This is a genomic window from Microbacterium sp. (assembly GCF_039812165.1).
Lineage (GTDB): Bacteria > Actinomycetota > Actinomycetes > Actinomycetales > Microbacteriaceae > Microbacterium.
Genome location: NZ_JBDIAB010000060.1, coordinates 1 through 13975, shown reverse-complemented (window position 1 = coordinate 13975; position 13975 = coordinate 1). Strand labels below are relative to the sequence as shown.

Genomic DNA, 13975 nt, shown 5'->3' with positions numbered 1-13975 from the left:
ACGTGCTGTCGCGCATCTCGAACCGCATCACGAACGAGGTCCGCGAGGTGAACCGGGTCGTGCTCGACGTGACGTCGAAGCCCCCCGGCACCATCGAGTGGGAGTGACGCGAAGGCCCGCCCCGGCGGGCCTTCGGCGTTCTGCCGGGCCGCGCGGCTGCGAGCAGGTGTATAACAGGTGTATGACGCGCACAAACATCGACATCGACGACGAGCTCGTCCATGAGGTCATGCGGCGCTATGAGCTGCCCACGAAGAAGGACGCCGTGAACTTCGCGCTGCGCCGGCTGGTGGGGGTTCCGCTGACGCAGGACTTCCTCCTCGGCCTGCGTGGGATCGGCTGGGACGGCGACCTGGCAGCCTTGCGCGATGACGCACCCCAGGCGTTCGGCCTCTCGGAGGGCGGCGTCCGGCCGGCTGCCGGGCGTCGCTCGTGATCCTCGTCGACTCCTCGGTCTGGATCGCCTATCTGCGCGACATCGCGTCGCCCGAGGTGGAGACCTTGGACGGTCTGATCCGCGGCGGTGCGGACATCTGCATCACCGAGCCGGTGATCATGGAACTGCTCGCCGGCGCTCAGGGAGCGCGCAATCGCGCGCAGGTCGAGAACCTCGTCAACGGACTGCCGCTGCTCGGACTGGATCCGGGCGCGGACTTCCGCGGCGCGGCGGAACTCTATCGCGCCTCGATGGCGAACGGGCATCCGATCCGGAGCATGACCGACTGCCTCATCGCCGCCGTCGCGATCCGTCGAGACGTGCCTCTCCTCGAGCGCGACCGTGACTTCGCGTATCTCGCGCAGGTCAGCTCCCTGCGCCTGCACCGGTGATCGCTCACAGGCCGGGCCAGGTGCGACCGGCCCAAGGATCGTAGTCGGCCAGGAGCGGACCCTGCGCGGGGCGGTCGGTCTCGGGGACGTGCTGCAGGTTGATGCGCACGCGGTACCAGAGCGAGCTCGACCCGCGCATGCCGTCGATCAGGACGTCGGCGGGATGCAGCAGCGCCGCCACGCCGGCGTGCGCCGCGCGCCACTGCTCCAGCGCGGCCTCGGCCTCGGGCTTCGTCTTCGTGCGCGCGACCTCGATGAGCGGCATGGTCGACGCGCGGCGACCGCCGGCGCTCGACCCGCGCGGCGGCTTCTCGGCAGGGCCCAGCTCCTCGGCCAGGCGCAGCAACCCGTCGAGCGTGCCCACCGCGTCGTCGATGCCGGCGTGCGGATCGCCGCGCTCAGCGAACCGCGTCGGCACCGTCAGCACCGTGAACTCCGCCGGACGGGCCGTGCGCACCTCGTCCCAGTCGAGCGGCGTCGAGACCCGGGCATCCGGCAGCGCGCGGACCGAGTAGGCGGATGCCACGGTCCTGTCCTTCGCGTTCTGGTTGAAGTCCACGAACACGCTCTCGCCGCGCTCCTCCTTCCACCATCGAGCCGTCGCGAGACCCGGTGCACGGTTCTCGACCTCGCGCGCGAGGGTCTCGGCGGCGAGCCGCACCTCGCGGTAGTCCCACCGCGGCGCGATGCGCACGAGGATGTGCATGCCGCGCGAGCCGCTCGTCTTCGGCCAGCCGACGAGGCCGACATCGTCGAGCACGTCCTGCGCGACGTACGCGACGTCGACGATCTGCGACCAGTCCACGCCCGGCATCGGGTCGAGGTCGATGCGCAGCTCGTCGGGGTGGTCGAGGTCCTCGGCACGCACGGGGTGCGGGTTGAGGTCGAGGCAGCCGAGGTTGACGACCCACGCGAGCCCCGCGGCATCCCGGATCACCGCCTCCTCGGCCGAGGTCCCCGACGCGTAGTGGAGCGTCGCGGTGTCGATGTAGTCGGGGTGGTTCTCGGGCACGCGCTTCTGGAAGAACGGCTCGGCCGAGATGCCCTTGACGAAGCGCTTGAGCACCAAGGGCCGGCCGCCGGCGCCGCGCAGCGCCCCCTCCGCCACGTCGAGGTAGTACCGCACGAGGTCGACCTTGGTGAGCCCTGGCTCGGGGAACACGACCTTGTCGGGGCTCGAGACGCGCACCTCGTGGCCGTCGATCTCCAGGAACGTCTCGGCTTTCGGGCTCACCCTCGTCACGCTACCGAGCAGCGGATGCCCTCACCAGGGCCCTTGCGGCGACCCGCGCCGACGGCCAACGGGTTCCGCCGAGAGGCGACGCGTAACTCAGGCAGATTGCCGACGCCGCGGGTCGTGATCCGCGGATTCGCGCGGGTGCGGCCCGACGACCCGCTCGAATTGCCTGAGTTATGCGCGCTGGCATCTCGTGATCCGGCCCATCGGCGCAACCTCCCATGCGCCGCCGGACCGACACCGACCCGCGGTCACAGCATGAGGAGGCCGTTGGCCCACAGCATCGCGGCGAAGCCGGCGCACGCGACGCACGAGACCGACAGGATCACGCGGTGGCGCAGCGCCCCGTCGTCGCGTCGCCACGCCCGCACGAGCACGACGGCCAGCACGATCGCCGCGGCGAGGGCCACGAACGGCACGAGCAGCAGCGGCCACGCCGCCGCGGGCAGCCCGAAGGCGAGCACGAGGGGCTCCGTGCCCGTCACGATCCACGCGATGCCCGCCGCGAAGGCGAGATTCAGCCCGGCCGCCATGACGGCCGGGAGCACCGTGCCCTCGGGCACGTCGCCGTCGCGGCGCAGGGCCGGTCGCAGTGCGTAGAGCAGGCCGTAGCCGAGGGTCGCGACCATCGCGACGAGGAGCGCGATCGCGAGACCGACGGGCACCGGCTGTCGCAGGGTGCCGTCGAGGCGGTAGAACGCGCCGGTGGCGTGGATGTCGGTCGCGGTGAGGAAGTCGGTCGGCGCCATGTCGGCGATGCACGAGGCGTCCGGCTCGGTCTGCGGCGCGCGCAGGAACTGCGCGGCGATGGATGCCGCGCACGCGTCGTCCCAGTTCGCCCACACCGAGCCGTGCCCCATCGGGGGGAAGTCGTAGCGGTACGCCTTCTCGAGCCCGGTCGTCGCGGCCTCTGCCCATGCGGACGGCGTGACCGGGTCGTATCCGCCGCTCGTGAGCAGCGTGGGGATGTCGCTGACGACCGCCTCGTTCTCGACGGCGCCGAGTGCGGGCACGTCCCAGATCGCGCAGTCCGCCCGCGGGTGCGCGACCGGGTAGTGCGCGAGCAGCGGGTCGGCGTCGTGCGCAGCCTCGATCTCGGCGTCGTCGTCGAACGGCACCTCCTCGGCGCAGTCGATCGACATCCGCAGCCCCTCCGCGAGACGCGCCTGGTTGTCGAACTGGCTCTGCGCGAGCGGCGCGATCGCCTCCTCGTCGCCCTGCGCGAGCCGGTCGACGAGGAACGGCAGCACGCGCACGAGCGAGGCGTCGTAGAGGGCGTCGAACAGGCCCCTCGTCAGACCGGCGTCGGTGATCTCCTGGCGCACGCGCGAGCCCGCGGCATCCGTCACGGTGACGGAGAACGGCGAATCGGCGGCGTGCGAGAGCACGTCGAGCAGCTCCTTCCGGAGGTCGGGGTAGCGGGCGTGGCAGTCGTCGTCCGCCGCGCACGCGGCCACGAGCGCGTCGACGGCGGCGACGAGGCCGTGCGGGATCTCCTCGTAGAAGTCGACGTTGGGCGGGTAGACGCCGTCGAGGATGACCGCGCGGAGCCCCGCGGGCTGATCGCGCATGGTCGTCAGGGCGAGGCGGGCGCCGTAGGAGACGCCGTACAGGTTCCACAGCTCGTAGCCGAGGGCGGCGCGCAGATCGGCGAGGTCGGCGGCGCTCTCGGCGCTCGTGTAGGCGGCGAGGTCGACGCCGTCGGCGACGAGGCGGTCGTGGCAGGCCTGCAACTGCGCGGCCCAGCGCGTGTCGGCGGCGTCGCCGGTGAGGCTCGCGCCGTCGACGACGAAGTGCTGCGGGTCGAGCTCGGGGCAGTCCAGGGTCGGCTCGGCGAGGAGGTCGCCGCGCTGTTCGACGAGCACGATGTCGCGATCGGCCGACGCCCAGTCCGCGTGGTCGAGGAAGTACCACAGCACGCTGAACGTGCCGCCGCCCGGGCCGCCCGACGTCGGCACCACGAGCGGGTCGGGGGCGGGCTCGGCCGCCCGGCTGGCGATGACCGCGACGGGGAGTCGGAGCGTGCGTTCGGGATCGGCGCCCTCGCCGCGACGCTCGGGCACGGTGAGGTAGCCGCACGTGACGCGGTCGGCGTGCTCCTCGGGGACGTCGACCGGGCAGTCGGCCTCCAGCTCGCCGAGGTCGATCTCCGTCGGGACAGACCTCGTGACGGCGGTCGCGGGGGCGACGGCCAGCGGAGACAGCACCAGCAGAAGCGTGAGGGCGGCGACCGCCGTGCGGTGCCACGTCGTCCGCGGGCGGGCAGACGACGGCATCGCACTCATGTCGTCACTATAGGAGGATGCCGGGCGCCCCGCATGAGCCGGTGGGGCGACGCAGGTGCTCCGGTAACGGCGAAGGGGCCGCCCGGCGCGATGCCGGACGGCCCCTTCGGGAACCGTGGATTCAGTTGTCGCCGCGCAGGATGGCGAGGATGCGCAGGATCTCGACGTACAGCCACACGACCGTGATCATGATGCCGAAGCCGGCCATCCAGCCGAGCTCGCGCGGAGCCCCGTTGCGGACGCCCTGCTGGACGATGTCGAAGTCCTGCACGAGCGAGTACGCGGCCATGAGGACGACGAGCACGCCGATGATGAGGCCGAGCGGGATGCCGGCGATCTTCATGCTGTACAGGCCGAAGGCGCCGGGGACGGCACCGGTCATCATGAGCACGAGGTTCAGCAGGCCGAACACGGCGTAGCCGATGATCGCGATCAGGAAGATCTTGTTGGCCTTGGCGCTCGCGCGCACCTTGCCGCTCGCGAAGAGGGCCAGCGTCACGCCGACAACCGCGAGGGTGGCGAGCACGGCCTGGACGACGACGCCGGGCCACATGTACTCGAAGAACGCCGAGATGCCGCCGACGAACAGGCCCTCGAACCCGGCGTAGGCGAAGATGAGCCCCGGGCGCACCTTCTTGCGCGAGGTGAACATCACCACGAGCGCCAGCACGAAGCCGCCGAGCATGCCCACGATCCACGGGATCATGGTCGGCACGCCGGTGGCGGCGACCGTCGACATGCTCCAGATCCAGCCGACGACGGCCGTGACGACGAGGATCGCGAAGAGGCCGAGCGTCTTGTGGACGGTGTCCTCGACCGTCATGCGGCCGGTCTCGATCGAGCCGGCGGGAGGAGCGGCGAACATGCCCTCCATCTGGGCGTTGGACGCCGCGTCCACGCCCTGGTGGGCGGCGCTGGCGTACTGTGTCTGGGTGCCCGCCTGCTGCGCAGGGGGCGGAGTCAGACCCGGTCGCTGTTCTTGGAACGCCGGGTTGTTGAACGCGAAGTTTCCCGCGGCCATGAGGAATCACACTCCAAAGTCGAAGCACAGCGCGGTGCTGTGACCTCCAGGGTATCGGATGGCCTCCCGGGGCAGGCCGGGGCGGCCTGAGAAACGGCCGGTAGCCTGGACGAATGCCGCGACGCCAGCCCCTCGTGATCGGCCATCGCGGCGCCCCGGGATACCGTCCCGAGCACACCCGATCGTCCTACGGGCTCGCGATCGCCCTGGGCGTCGACGCGGTCGAGCCCGACGTCGTGGTGAGTTCGGACGGGGTGCTCGTGGTGCGCCACGAGAACGAGATCGGGTCGACCACCGACGTCGCCGATCGGCCCGAGTTCGCCGACCGCCGCACCACGAAGACGGTGGAGGGCGCCGCGCTGACCGGCTGGTTCACGGAGGACTTCACGTGGGCCGAGCTGTCCACGCTGCGCTGCCGCGAGCGGCTGCCGCAGCTGCGCCCGACGAGCGCCGGCTTCGACGGCGAGGAGCCGCCGCTGCGGCTGCACGACCTCCTCGACCTGGTCCGGACGGCGTCCCGCGAGCAGGGCCGCGAGATCGGCGTCGTGGTCGAGCTCAAGCACGCGACCGCGCTGGGCGAACTCGGCTTCGACCTCGCGGCGCTCGTGGCGGCGGAGCTGCGCGAGGCCGGCTGGGCCGACGGCGGGCTGCCGCTCGTGATCGAGTCCTTCGAGTCGACCGTGCTGGCGGGGGTGAAGGCGCACGGCATCCGGGCCGAGCTCGTCTATCTGCTCGAGGCGTCGGGACGTCCGTACGACCTGGTCGTCGCCGACGGGGCCGCCGCGCCCGCCTATCCGTGGTTCGCGTCGCCGGCCGGCCTCGACGGCCTCGTGGGGGTCGTGGACGGGATCAGCGTCGACAAGCGCATGATCCTCGCGCCCGACCGGTTCGGCCGGGCCGCCGGACCGGCGCGCCTCGTCGACGACGCGCACGAGCGCGGACTGACGGTGTTCACGTGGACCTGCCGCCCCGAGAACGTGTTCCTGCTGCCGCCGTTCCGCCGCCTCGGGCCCAAGGCCATGTGGGGTCGCTACGAGCAGGAGTGGCGGCTGATCGCGGATGCCGGCGTCGACGGCGTCTTCGTCGACCATCCCGACCTCGGCATGTCGTTCTTCCGCGGCCGCTGACCTAGGTTGGGCGTATGACCGGCATCAGCGCGCGCGGGGTCCGCCGCTCGTTCGGCGACGTGCACGCCGTGCGCGACGTGACCCTCGACGCGCGCGCGGGCGCCGTCACGGGCCTCGTCGGGCCGAACGGCTCGGGCAAGACGACGCTCCTCCTCATGCTCGCCTCGCTCCTGGCCCCCGATGCCGGTGAGCTGCGCATCGACGGCATCGACCCGATCGCCGATCCGGCGGCGGCGCGCACGCGCCTGGGATGGATGCCGGACGCCCTGGGCGCGTGGCCGTCGCTCACCGCGCGCGAGACCGTCGTCACGACGGGGCGCCTGTACGGGCTCGATCGGCCCGCCGCTGCGGCCCGCGCGGCGGCGCTCCTGCACGAGGTGGGCCTCGACGACCTCGCCGACGCTCCCGCCCGCGTCCTGTCGCGCGGGCAGAAGCAGCGACTGGGGCTCGCGCGCGCCCTCGTGCACGATCCGCGCGTGCTGCTGCTCGACGAGCCCGCGTCGGGCCTCGACCCGCAGGCCCGCATCGACCTGCGGATGCTGCTGCGCCGCCTCGCCGCGGAGGGCCGCACGATCCTCATCTCCAGCCACGTCCTCTCCGAGCTCGAGGAGGTCGTCGACGACGCCGTGTTCCTCGTGCAGGGCCGCACCGTCAGCGCCGACCGCATCGCGGTGGCCGCGACCCGCGAGCGCACGTGGCGCATCCGCGTCGCCGACCGTGACCCGGCCGACGTGGCCGCCGAGGTCGCGACGGCGCTCGGCCGCGACGCCGCGCACGTGCGGGTCGACCGCCGCGAGCTGCTCGTCGCGTTCGGCACCGACGCCGCGGCCGCCGCGGGGCTCGCCGCCCTGGTCGGCGCGGGACTGCCGGTCGCCGAGTTCTCGGCGGCCACCGGCATCCTGGAGCACACCTTCCTCGACCTCGAAGAAGGGGGCGCGTCATGAGCCTCGACCGGCTGTGGACGATCACGCGGCTCGAGCTGACCCAGCGCGTGCGCACGGTGTCGTGGTACGTGCTGCTCGGCGTCTACGCGGTGATCCTGATCGGCGTGACGATCCTGGCGTTCCTCGCGTTCCAGCACCTCGAGGAGCGCGGCCCGGGCGTCTACTCGACGGTCGTCTACATCACGCTGCTCCTCGCGGTGCTGGTCTCGCCGACCCTCAGCGGCAACTCGATCAACGGCGACCGGGACGCCGCGACCCTCGCTCCCGTGCAGGTCACTCTCGCGACGACCGGCGAGATCCTGCTCGGCAAGTTCCTCGCCGCCTGGATGACCGGGCTCGCGTTCGCGGTCGTCTCGGTGCCGTTCCTCCTGGCGGCGACGATCGCGGGCGGCGTGCAGGCCGGAACGATCCTGGTGTCGGTGCTCGTGCTCGTGCTCGAGATCGGGGTGATCGCGGGCATCGGGGTCGGGCTCAGCGGGATCCTCGCCCGTCCGCTCTTCTCGGTCGCCGCGACCTATCTCGTCGTCGCCGCGTTCGTGGTCGGCACCGTGATCGCGTTCGGCCTGGTCGGCACCAGCATCACGAGCGAGGCGACCATGCGTCAGCGCATCGCCGAGTACGACCGGCAGAGCGGCGCGCCGGTGTGCGTCGACGGCTCGGAGGACTGCTGGAACGACCCGAGCAAGCTCGTGTGCGGCGAGTGGGAGACGCGCACCTATCCGGTGCCGCGCTTCGACCGCGTGTGGTGGATGCTGGCGGCCAATCCCTTCGTCATCCTCGCCGACGCGACGCCGACGCAGTTCGACCGGCACGGCAACCCGGTCGACCTGTTCGGGCAGCTCAAGTCGGGCGTGCGGTACGCGCAGCTGCCGCCGCAGCTCGAGACGGAGTGGGACGAGTGCCGGCTGAGCTGGTCGGAGGACCGTCCGACGGCGGAGGAGGTGGTCGCCGACACGGTGCCGAGCTGGTTCGTCGGCCTCGGCGTGCAGGCGGCGATCACCGCCGGGCTGCTGTGGGGCGGATGGGCCCGCACGCGCACCCCGGCGCGCACGCTGCCGCCGGGCACCCGCATCGCCTGACCGCCCGGCTACCGGGCGTGCCGAGGGGAGCGGACGACGGGCTCGACCGGACGCCGGGCGACGCCGCCGACGAGGCGCAGGAGCATGACCGACGTGAGCGCGCCGGCGGCGAGGGCGCCCGCGAGCACCACGAGCTGGAAGCGACCCGCCTCGAACGGCGAGGCTCCCGCGAAGACGGCGCCGACGAAGGCGCCCGGGAGCACGACGACGCCGGTCGTGCGGGTCTGGTCGATCGAGGGCAGCAGCGCCGTGCGCACCGCGCGGCGGGCGAGGTCGCGCGTGGACTCCCACGCGGTCGCGCCGAGCGCCAGCCAGCCTTCGACCTCGTCCCAGTGGTCGTGCACCGACGTGAGGTACAGGCGTTCGGCGAGGATCGCCACGGTCATCGTGTTGCCGATCACGATGCCGCCGATCGCGAGGGCGTACCGCGGCGAGAACTCGATCGCCCCGGTCGCGAACGCGACGGTCAGCACGACGAGCGGACCGGTCAGCATCGACGCCGCGAGGGGGAGCGCGCGTCGCAAGGGTGTGCGCGAGCGCCGCGCGGCCGTCCACACCGCGGCGAGCAGCATGACCCCGAGGCCGACGCCCACCCAGAGCGGGCTCTCGATGATGCCGGTGAGGATCAGCGCCAGCGCGGTGAGCTGCAGCGTCGCTCGCAGGAGGGCGAGCGGCACCGCCCACGGCGCGGGCACGCGGCTGGTGGCGAGCACGGCGGTCGCGATGCCGGCGAGGACGAGGACGGCGAGCCCGGTCGTCAGCCAGGGGAGCACGCCGTCCATCCCTCCGACCATAGGACACGGCATCCGCCGTCCGCCGCTCCGAGGACGGGGCGTCGGGTATCGCGCTGCGGGCCGGCGCCCCTCGAGGGACGCCGGCCCGCAGCGGCCGAGATCGCGCTACGACAGCTCGATCGTCGCGTTCTCGTCGTTCAGCACGATGACCGGCGTGATCGCCGAGAGGCCGGCGGCGCGGATCCTCGCCGCGTCGAACCGCAGCAGGGGCGTCCCCGCGGTGACGGTGTCGCCGGCGGCGACGAGCGCCTGGAACCCGTTGCCCTTGAGGTTCACGGTGTCGATGCCCACGTGGATGAGGAGCTCGGTGCCGTCCTTCAGCTCGAGACCGACCGCGTGGTTGGTGGGGAACACCGAGACGACCTTCGCGTCGGCGGGCGCCACGACCGTGTTCCCGCTGGGGTCGATCGCCAGGCCCGGACCCATCATGCCCTCCGAGAACATCGGGTCGGGCACGTCGGCGAGCGCGAGCACGGTGCCCTCGACGGGCTGGCGGAGCACGACGGTGCGCGCCGGGGCGATCGTCGCGACCGTCGATGCCGGCGCCGGCGCCGCGGCGGGCGCGAGCTCGGCAGCGTCGACGCGGCCGGCGAGGATGTCCTCCATCGCGTCCTTCACGAACTGGACGTTGAGGCCGTAGATGACCTGCACCGCCTTGCCGCCGGGCTTGACGGTGCCCGCGGCGCCGGCGCGCTTGAGCGCGGCCTCGTCGACCTTCGTGACGTCGGCGACCTCGAGACGCAGGCGCGTCGCGCAGTTGTCGACGTCGACGATGTTCTGCTTTCCGCCGAGGCCGGCGATGAAGGCGGCCGCGGTGGCGGTGAAGCCGGCGTCCTTCGACACGGCGCCGCCCACGGCGTCGGCCACGTCCTCGTCGTCCTCGCGGCCCGGCGTCTTGAGCCGGAACTTCAGGATCAGGAAGCGGAACACGAAGAAGTAGACGAAGAACCAGACCACTCCCATCAGGAGGATGATCCAGGGGTTCTGCGCGAGGGGGTTCATCCAGCCGAGCAGCAGGTCGAGGCCTCCGGCCGAGAACCCGAAGCCCATGCGCACCGGCAGGATGGCGCTGATCGCCATCGAGATGCCCGTGAAGACGGCGTGCACGAGGTAGAGCCACGGCGCGAGGAACATGAAGGCGAACTCGAGCGGCTCGGTCACGCCGACGAAGAACGAGGCGACGGCGGCCGAGAGCAGGAGGCCCGCGGCGACCTTGCGACGGCTGGTCTTCGCGGTGACGTACATCGCGAGCGCGGCGCCGGGGAGGCCGAACATCATGATCGGGAAGAAGCCGGTCATGAACTGGCCGGTGACGCCGTAGACACCCTCGCCGCCGTTGCCGGCGAGGAAGTTGTTGAGGTCGTTGATGCCCGCGACGTCGAACCAGAACACCGAGTTGAGGGCGTGGTGCAGGCCGAGCGGGATCAGCAGGCGGTTCATCATGCCGTAGATGCCGGCGCCGATGGGGCCGAGCGTCACGATCCACTCGCCGAAGGTCACGAGGCCGCCGTACACGACCGGCCAGACGAAGAAGAGGACGACGGCGACGACGAGCGAGACGCCGGCGGTGACGATCGCGACCGAGCGCTTGCCGGAGAAGAACGAGAGCATGTCGGGGAGCTTCGTGTCCTTGAACCGGTTGTAGCTCCACGCGCCGATGAGGCCGCACAGGATGCCGACGAACACGTTCTGCACCTGGCTGAAGGCCGGGTCGACGTCGGCCACGTCGGCGGCGCCGGTGAGCGCGGCGACCGTCTCGGGCTTCAGGAGGGTCGTGACGGTGAGCCACGACACGAGTCCCGCGAGCGCCGACGTGCCGTCGGTCTTGTTGGCCATGCCGATCGAGATGCCGATCGCGAACAGCAGCGCCATGTTGCCGAGCAGCGCTCCGCCGGCCGCGTTCAGGAAGACCGACACGACGTTCTCGCCCGCCGTGGAGGAGATCCAGTAGCTGATGCCCATGAGGATCGCGGCGACGGGAAGAACGGCGACGGGCAGCATGATGGATCTGCCCAGACGCTGGAAGAATTTCATATCTTCGCTCCAATGCTAGATTGATTCCTAAAGTTTCCTAACTATTATGGAACCATAACCGATCGGAGGGAACATGGTCAACATCTCGACCACGACCACGGGACGCCGTCGTGCCGCAGGGCAGGGCGACGGCGTCGCGAGACGCCTCCTTCCCGAGCACACCCGCAGCCACAACCGCTCGCTCATGCTGCGGCTCCTCTACCGGGGCGAGGGGCAGTCGCGAGCAGAGCTCGCCCGCGCGTCGGGGCTGTCGCAGGTCACCGTGTCGGATCTCGTCTCCGAGCTCATCGACGAGGGGATCGTGGTGGAGGAGGGGCGTCGCAAGGGCCCCGGCCCCGGCGCGCCCGCCCGCGTGATCGGGCTCGCCCCCGGCAGCCGCAACGTCCTCGCGATCGCGATCTCGGGCGGCGACCGGTTCGAGGGCGCGGTGTTCTCCCTCGGCGGTGAGATCATCGCCCACGACCTCGTCGAGCGCGGCGCCGAGGTCGGCGACGACGCGGTGCGCCTGCTCACCGACCTCGTCGACCGCCTGCTCGATCACGTCACCGCGCCCGTGCTCGGCGTCGGCGTCTCGAGTCCCGGGATCATCGACGCCGACGGCGTCGTGCGCGTCTCGGCCAACCTCGGCTGGAGCGACCTCCCGCTCCGGGAGCTGCTCGCCGAGCACACCGGGCTCCCCGTCTACGTCACGAACGGCGCGAACGCGCTCGGCATCGCCGAGCTGAGCCTCGCGCGCGTCGACCACGACCTCCTCCTCGTACGGATCGGCTCGGGCGTGGGCATCGCCGCGATCGTCAACGGCGAGCTCGTGCACGGGCTCGACTACACCGCCGGCGAGCTCGGCCACGTCATCGTGAGCGAGGGCGAGGGGCCGGTGTGCGGGTGCGGGCGAGTGGGATGCCTCGAAGCCTGGCTCTCCGTGCCGCGGCTCTCCGCGCGGCTCGCCGCCGCGGCCGGGCCGGAGGAGGACGAGCGCATCCGGCGTCAGGCCGGCCGGTACCTCGGCGGCGCGCTGGCACCGCTCGTGGCGACGCTCGGGCTCACCGACATCGCTCTCAGCGGCCCCGCCGAGCTCATCGAGGGCGCCCTCATCGACGAGGTGCGCGAGGCGCTCCGCGCGCGTCTGCTGCCGCTCCTCTTCGAGGGCCTCGATGTGCGCCTCGCCGAGACCGCCGACGACACCCGTCTGCGCGGGGCGATGATCCTCGTCCTCGACGAGGTGCTCGGCATCACCTGAGCCCCCGGCATCCCGCCCCGGGAACGACAGAGCTTTCACCGGAACCGCACCAGAACCGCATCAGAGAGGAACGTCCATGGCAGAGATCGTGATCGTAGAGAACCAGGAGGCCGCGGGCCGGCTCGTCGCCGACGCCATCGCCCAGCTCGTCCGCCGCAAGCCCGACACCGTGCTGGGCCTCGCGACGGGGTCGACCCCGCTCGGGGTCTACCGCGCGCTCGAGGAGATCGTGCGCGACGAGCAGCTCGACGTGTCGGGAGTGCGCGGCTTCGCGCTCGACGAGTACGTCGGGCTGCCGCCGGGCCACCCCGAGAGCTACCGGTCCGTGATCGACCGGGAGGTCGTCCAGCCGCTCGGTCTCGTGCCCGAGCGGATCGCGGTGCCGCCCGGCGGGCCCGACGGCATCGAGACGGCGGGCGAGCGCTACGAGGCCGCCATCGAGGCGGCGGGCGGCGTCGACCTCCAGATCCTCGGCATCGGCCGCACCGGGCACATCGGGTTCAACGAGCCCGGCAGCTCACTGGCGTCCCTCACCCGCGTGAAGACGCTCACCGAGCCCACGCGCGCCGACAACGCGCGCTTCTTCTCGTCGCCCGACGAGGTGCCGATGCACTGCATCACCCAGGGGATCGGCACGATCCTCCGCGCGCGCCACCTCGTGCTGCTCGCGTTCGGCGCGGCGAAGGCGCATGCCGTCGCGGCGGCCGTCGAGGGGCCCGTCACGGCGAGCCAGCCCGGATCGGCGATCCAGCTGCACCCGCACGCGACCGTCGTGATCGACGAGGCGGCGGCCGCCGAGCTCGAGCAGACCGCCTACTACCGCTACGCGTGGGACAACAAGCCCGCCTGGCAGGGCATCTGACCGCGGTTCCGGGTCGGCGCGGACTCATCGCGCCGGCTCCGGCATCCGGCCCGTCCGGGCCGAAACGGCCGGAAGGGCGATCCCGTGCCGTACGGGATCGCCCTTGGACGTGGACGCGACGGCGGGAGTCGAACCCGCAACGCTCCCGGATATGAGCCGGTGCCCGGGCCCGCCCGGATCGCCGCGATGCCCCCACGCTAGCCCCGGAGCCCGATCCGCGGGCTGAGTATGACCTGTGGTTTCGGGATGTGACGCGCGGTGACGCCGGACGGCCTGCCCGCCGGGCCGCGAACTTCGCAGAATCGGACGGACTTCGGAGGATCTCCGGGAAATCCTCCGAAGTTCGCGCGGAACTGCGAAGTTCGCGAGGTGCGGGATGCCGGGGCCCGGCGGCCGTGAGAGCCGGCCGGGCTCAGCGGCGCGCGGCGGCGTCGAAGGCGCCGTCGGTGGGGACGATGTCCTTGCCGAGGGGCATGAGCGAGATCGGCACCATCTTGAAGTCGGCGATGCCGAGGGGGATGCCGATG

At 72.0% G+C, this 13975-nt stretch carries 13 protein-coding genes and 1 tRNA gene; 8 read left to right on the top strand and 6 right to left on the bottom strand.

The genetic code is table 11. From position 1 onward, the window contains the following. From WML84_RS07055 to WML84_RS07045, 3 genes are all read left to right on the top strand, one after another. A partial coding sequence (locus WML84_RS07055) for a hypothetical protein (protein ID WP_347345435.1) occupies positions 1-107 on the top strand: 107 nt, incomplete at its 5' end. 74 nt (positions 108-181) lie between these two features. Beyond that, the gene (locus WML84_RS07050) at positions 182-436 is read left to right on the top strand and encodes a type II toxin-antitoxin system VapB family antitoxin (protein WP_347345434.1); all 255 of its coding nucleotides are present in this window, start codon (positions 182-184) and stop codon (positions 434-436) included. Next, on the top strand, positions 433-828 hold the full coding sequence (locus WML84_RS07045) for a PIN domain nuclease (RefSeq protein WP_347345433.1): 396 nt from the start codon (positions 433-435) through the stop codon (positions 826-828). Before WML84_RS07050 ends, WML84_RS07045 begins: the two co-directional genes overlap by 4 nt. Before the next feature lie 4 nt (positions 829-832). Here WML84_RS07045 and ligD read toward each other — a convergent pair whose 3' ends face one another. The 3 genes from ligD to WML84_RS07030 all read right to left on the bottom strand — a co-directional run bounded on the left by ligD (position 833) and on the right by WML84_RS07030 (position 5371). Continuing rightward, the gene (gene ligD, locus WML84_RS07040) at positions 833-2062 is read right to left on the bottom strand and encodes a non-homologous end-joining DNA ligase (RefSeq protein ID WP_347345432.1); all 1230 of its coding nucleotides are present in this window, start codon (positions 2060-2062) and stop codon (positions 833-835) included. 254 nt (positions 2063-2316) lie between these two features. Continuing rightward, entirely contained in the window at positions 2317-4350 is a 2034-nt protein-coding gene (locus WML84_RS07035) for an alpha/beta hydrolase (protein ID WP_347345431.1), read from the bottom strand. Between the two features lie 121 nt (positions 4351-4471). Then, entirely contained in the window at positions 4472-5371 is a 900-nt protein-coding gene (locus WML84_RS07030) for a Bax inhibitor-1/YccA family protein (RefSeq protein WP_347345430.1), read from the bottom strand. A gap of 113 nt (positions 5372-5484) precedes the next feature. Here WML84_RS07030 and WML84_RS07025 point away from each other — a divergent pair, with 113 nt between their 5' ends. Genes WML84_RS07025 through WML84_RS07015 form a run of 3 tightly spaced genes read left to right on the top strand, consistent with a single transcriptional unit; the run spans position 5485 to position 8521 of the window. Beyond that, the gene (locus WML84_RS07025; RefSeq protein ID WP_347345429.1) at positions 5485-6498 is read left to right on the top strand and encodes a glycerophosphodiester phosphodiesterase family protein; all 1014 of its coding nucleotides are present in this window, start codon (positions 5485-5487) and stop codon (positions 6496-6498) included. 14 nt (positions 6499-6512) lie between these two features. Next, positions 6513-7442 carry an ABC transporter ATP-binding protein gene (locus WML84_RS07020; protein ID WP_347345428.1) on the top strand — a complete coding sequence of 310 codons (930 nt, stop codon included), beginning with the start codon at positions 6513-6515 and terminating at the stop codon, positions 7440-7442. Continuing rightward, the gene (locus WML84_RS07015) at positions 7439-8521 is read left to right on the top strand and encodes an ABC transporter permease (protein ID WP_347345427.1); all 1083 of its coding nucleotides are present in this window, start codon (positions 7439-7441) and stop codon (positions 8519-8521) included. Before WML84_RS07020 ends, WML84_RS07015 begins: the two co-directional genes overlap by 4 nt. 8 nt (positions 8522-8529) lie before the next feature. Here WML84_RS07015 and WML84_RS07010 read toward each other — a convergent pair whose 3' ends face one another. Both WML84_RS07010 and nagE read right to left on the bottom strand, forming a co-directional pair. Beyond that, complete coding sequence (locus WML84_RS07010; RefSeq protein WP_347345426.1) at positions 8530-9303, bottom strand: ABC transporter permease; 774 nt, start codon at positions 9301-9303, stop codon at positions 8530-8532. Positions 9304-9420: 117 nt separating this feature from the next. Continuing rightward, positions 9421-11349: an N-acetylglucosamine-specific PTS transporter subunit IIBC gene (nagE, locus tag WML84_RS07005; RefSeq protein WP_347345425.1), complete on the bottom strand. Its 1929-nt coding sequence runs from the start codon at positions 11347-11349 to the stop codon at positions 9421-9423. A gap of 73 nt (positions 11350-11422) precedes the next feature. Here nagE and WML84_RS07000 point away from each other — a divergent pair, with 73 nt between their 5' ends. Together WML84_RS07000 and nagB are read left to right on the top strand one after the other, a co-directional pair. Beyond that, on the top strand, positions 11423-12586 hold the full coding sequence (locus tag WML84_RS07000) for an ROK family transcriptional regulator (RefSeq protein ID WP_347345424.1): 1164 nt from the start codon (positions 11423-11425) through the stop codon (positions 12584-12586). A 76-nt stretch (positions 12587-12662) separates the two neighbouring features. Further along, complete coding sequence (gene nagB, locus WML84_RS06995; protein ID WP_347345423.1) at positions 12663-13448, top strand: glucosamine-6-phosphate deaminase; 786 nt, start codon at positions 12663-12665, stop codon at positions 13446-13448. A 110-nt stretch (positions 13449-13558) separates the two neighbouring features. Here nagB and WML84_RS06990 read toward each other — a convergent pair. Beyond that, positions 13559-13634: transfer RNA gene (locus WML84_RS06990), tRNA-Met, on the bottom strand. Positions 13635-13975 lie beyond the last annotated feature (341 nt).

Excerpts from the sequence above, each read along its gene's own strand:
- WML84_RS07050 (WP_347345434.1), top strand. The coding sequence starts at position 182 with ATGACGCGCACAAACATCGACATCGACGACGAGCTCGTCCATGAGGTC.
- WML84_RS07035 (WP_347345431.1), bottom strand. The coding sequence starts at position 4,350 with ATGAGTGCGATGCCGTCGTCTGCCCGCCCGCGGACGACGTGGCACCGC.
- WML84_RS07030 (WP_347345430.1), bottom strand. The coding sequence starts at position 5,371 with ATGGCCGCGGGAAACTTCGCGTTCAACAACCCGGCGTTCCAAGAACAG.
- WML84_RS07025 (WP_347345429.1), top strand. The coding sequence starts at position 5,485 with ATGCCGCGACGCCAGCCCCTCGTGATCGGCCATCGCGGCGCCCCGGGA.
- WML84_RS07020 (WP_347345428.1), top strand. The coding sequence starts at position 6,513 with ATGACCGGCATCAGCGCGCGCGGGGTCCGCCGCTCGTTCGGCGACGTG.
- WML84_RS07015 (WP_347345427.1), top strand. The coding sequence starts at position 7,439 with ATGAGCCTCGACCGGCTGTGGACGATCACGCGGCTCGAGCTGACCCAG.
- WML84_RS07010 (WP_347345426.1), bottom strand. The coding sequence starts at position 9,303 with ATGGACGGCGTGCTCCCCTGGCTGACGACCGGGCTCGCCGTCCTCGTC.
- nagE (WP_347345425.1), bottom strand. The coding sequence starts at position 11,349 with ATGAAATTCTTCCAGCGTCTGGGCAGATCCATCATGCTGCCCGTCGCC.
- WML84_RS07000 (WP_347345424.1), top strand. The coding sequence starts at position 11,423 with ATGGTCAACATCTCGACCACGACCACGGGACGCCGTCGTGCCGCAGGG.
- nagB (WP_347345423.1), top strand. The coding sequence starts at position 12,663 with ATGGCAGAGATCGTGATCGTAGAGAACCAGGAGGCCGCGGGCCGGCTC.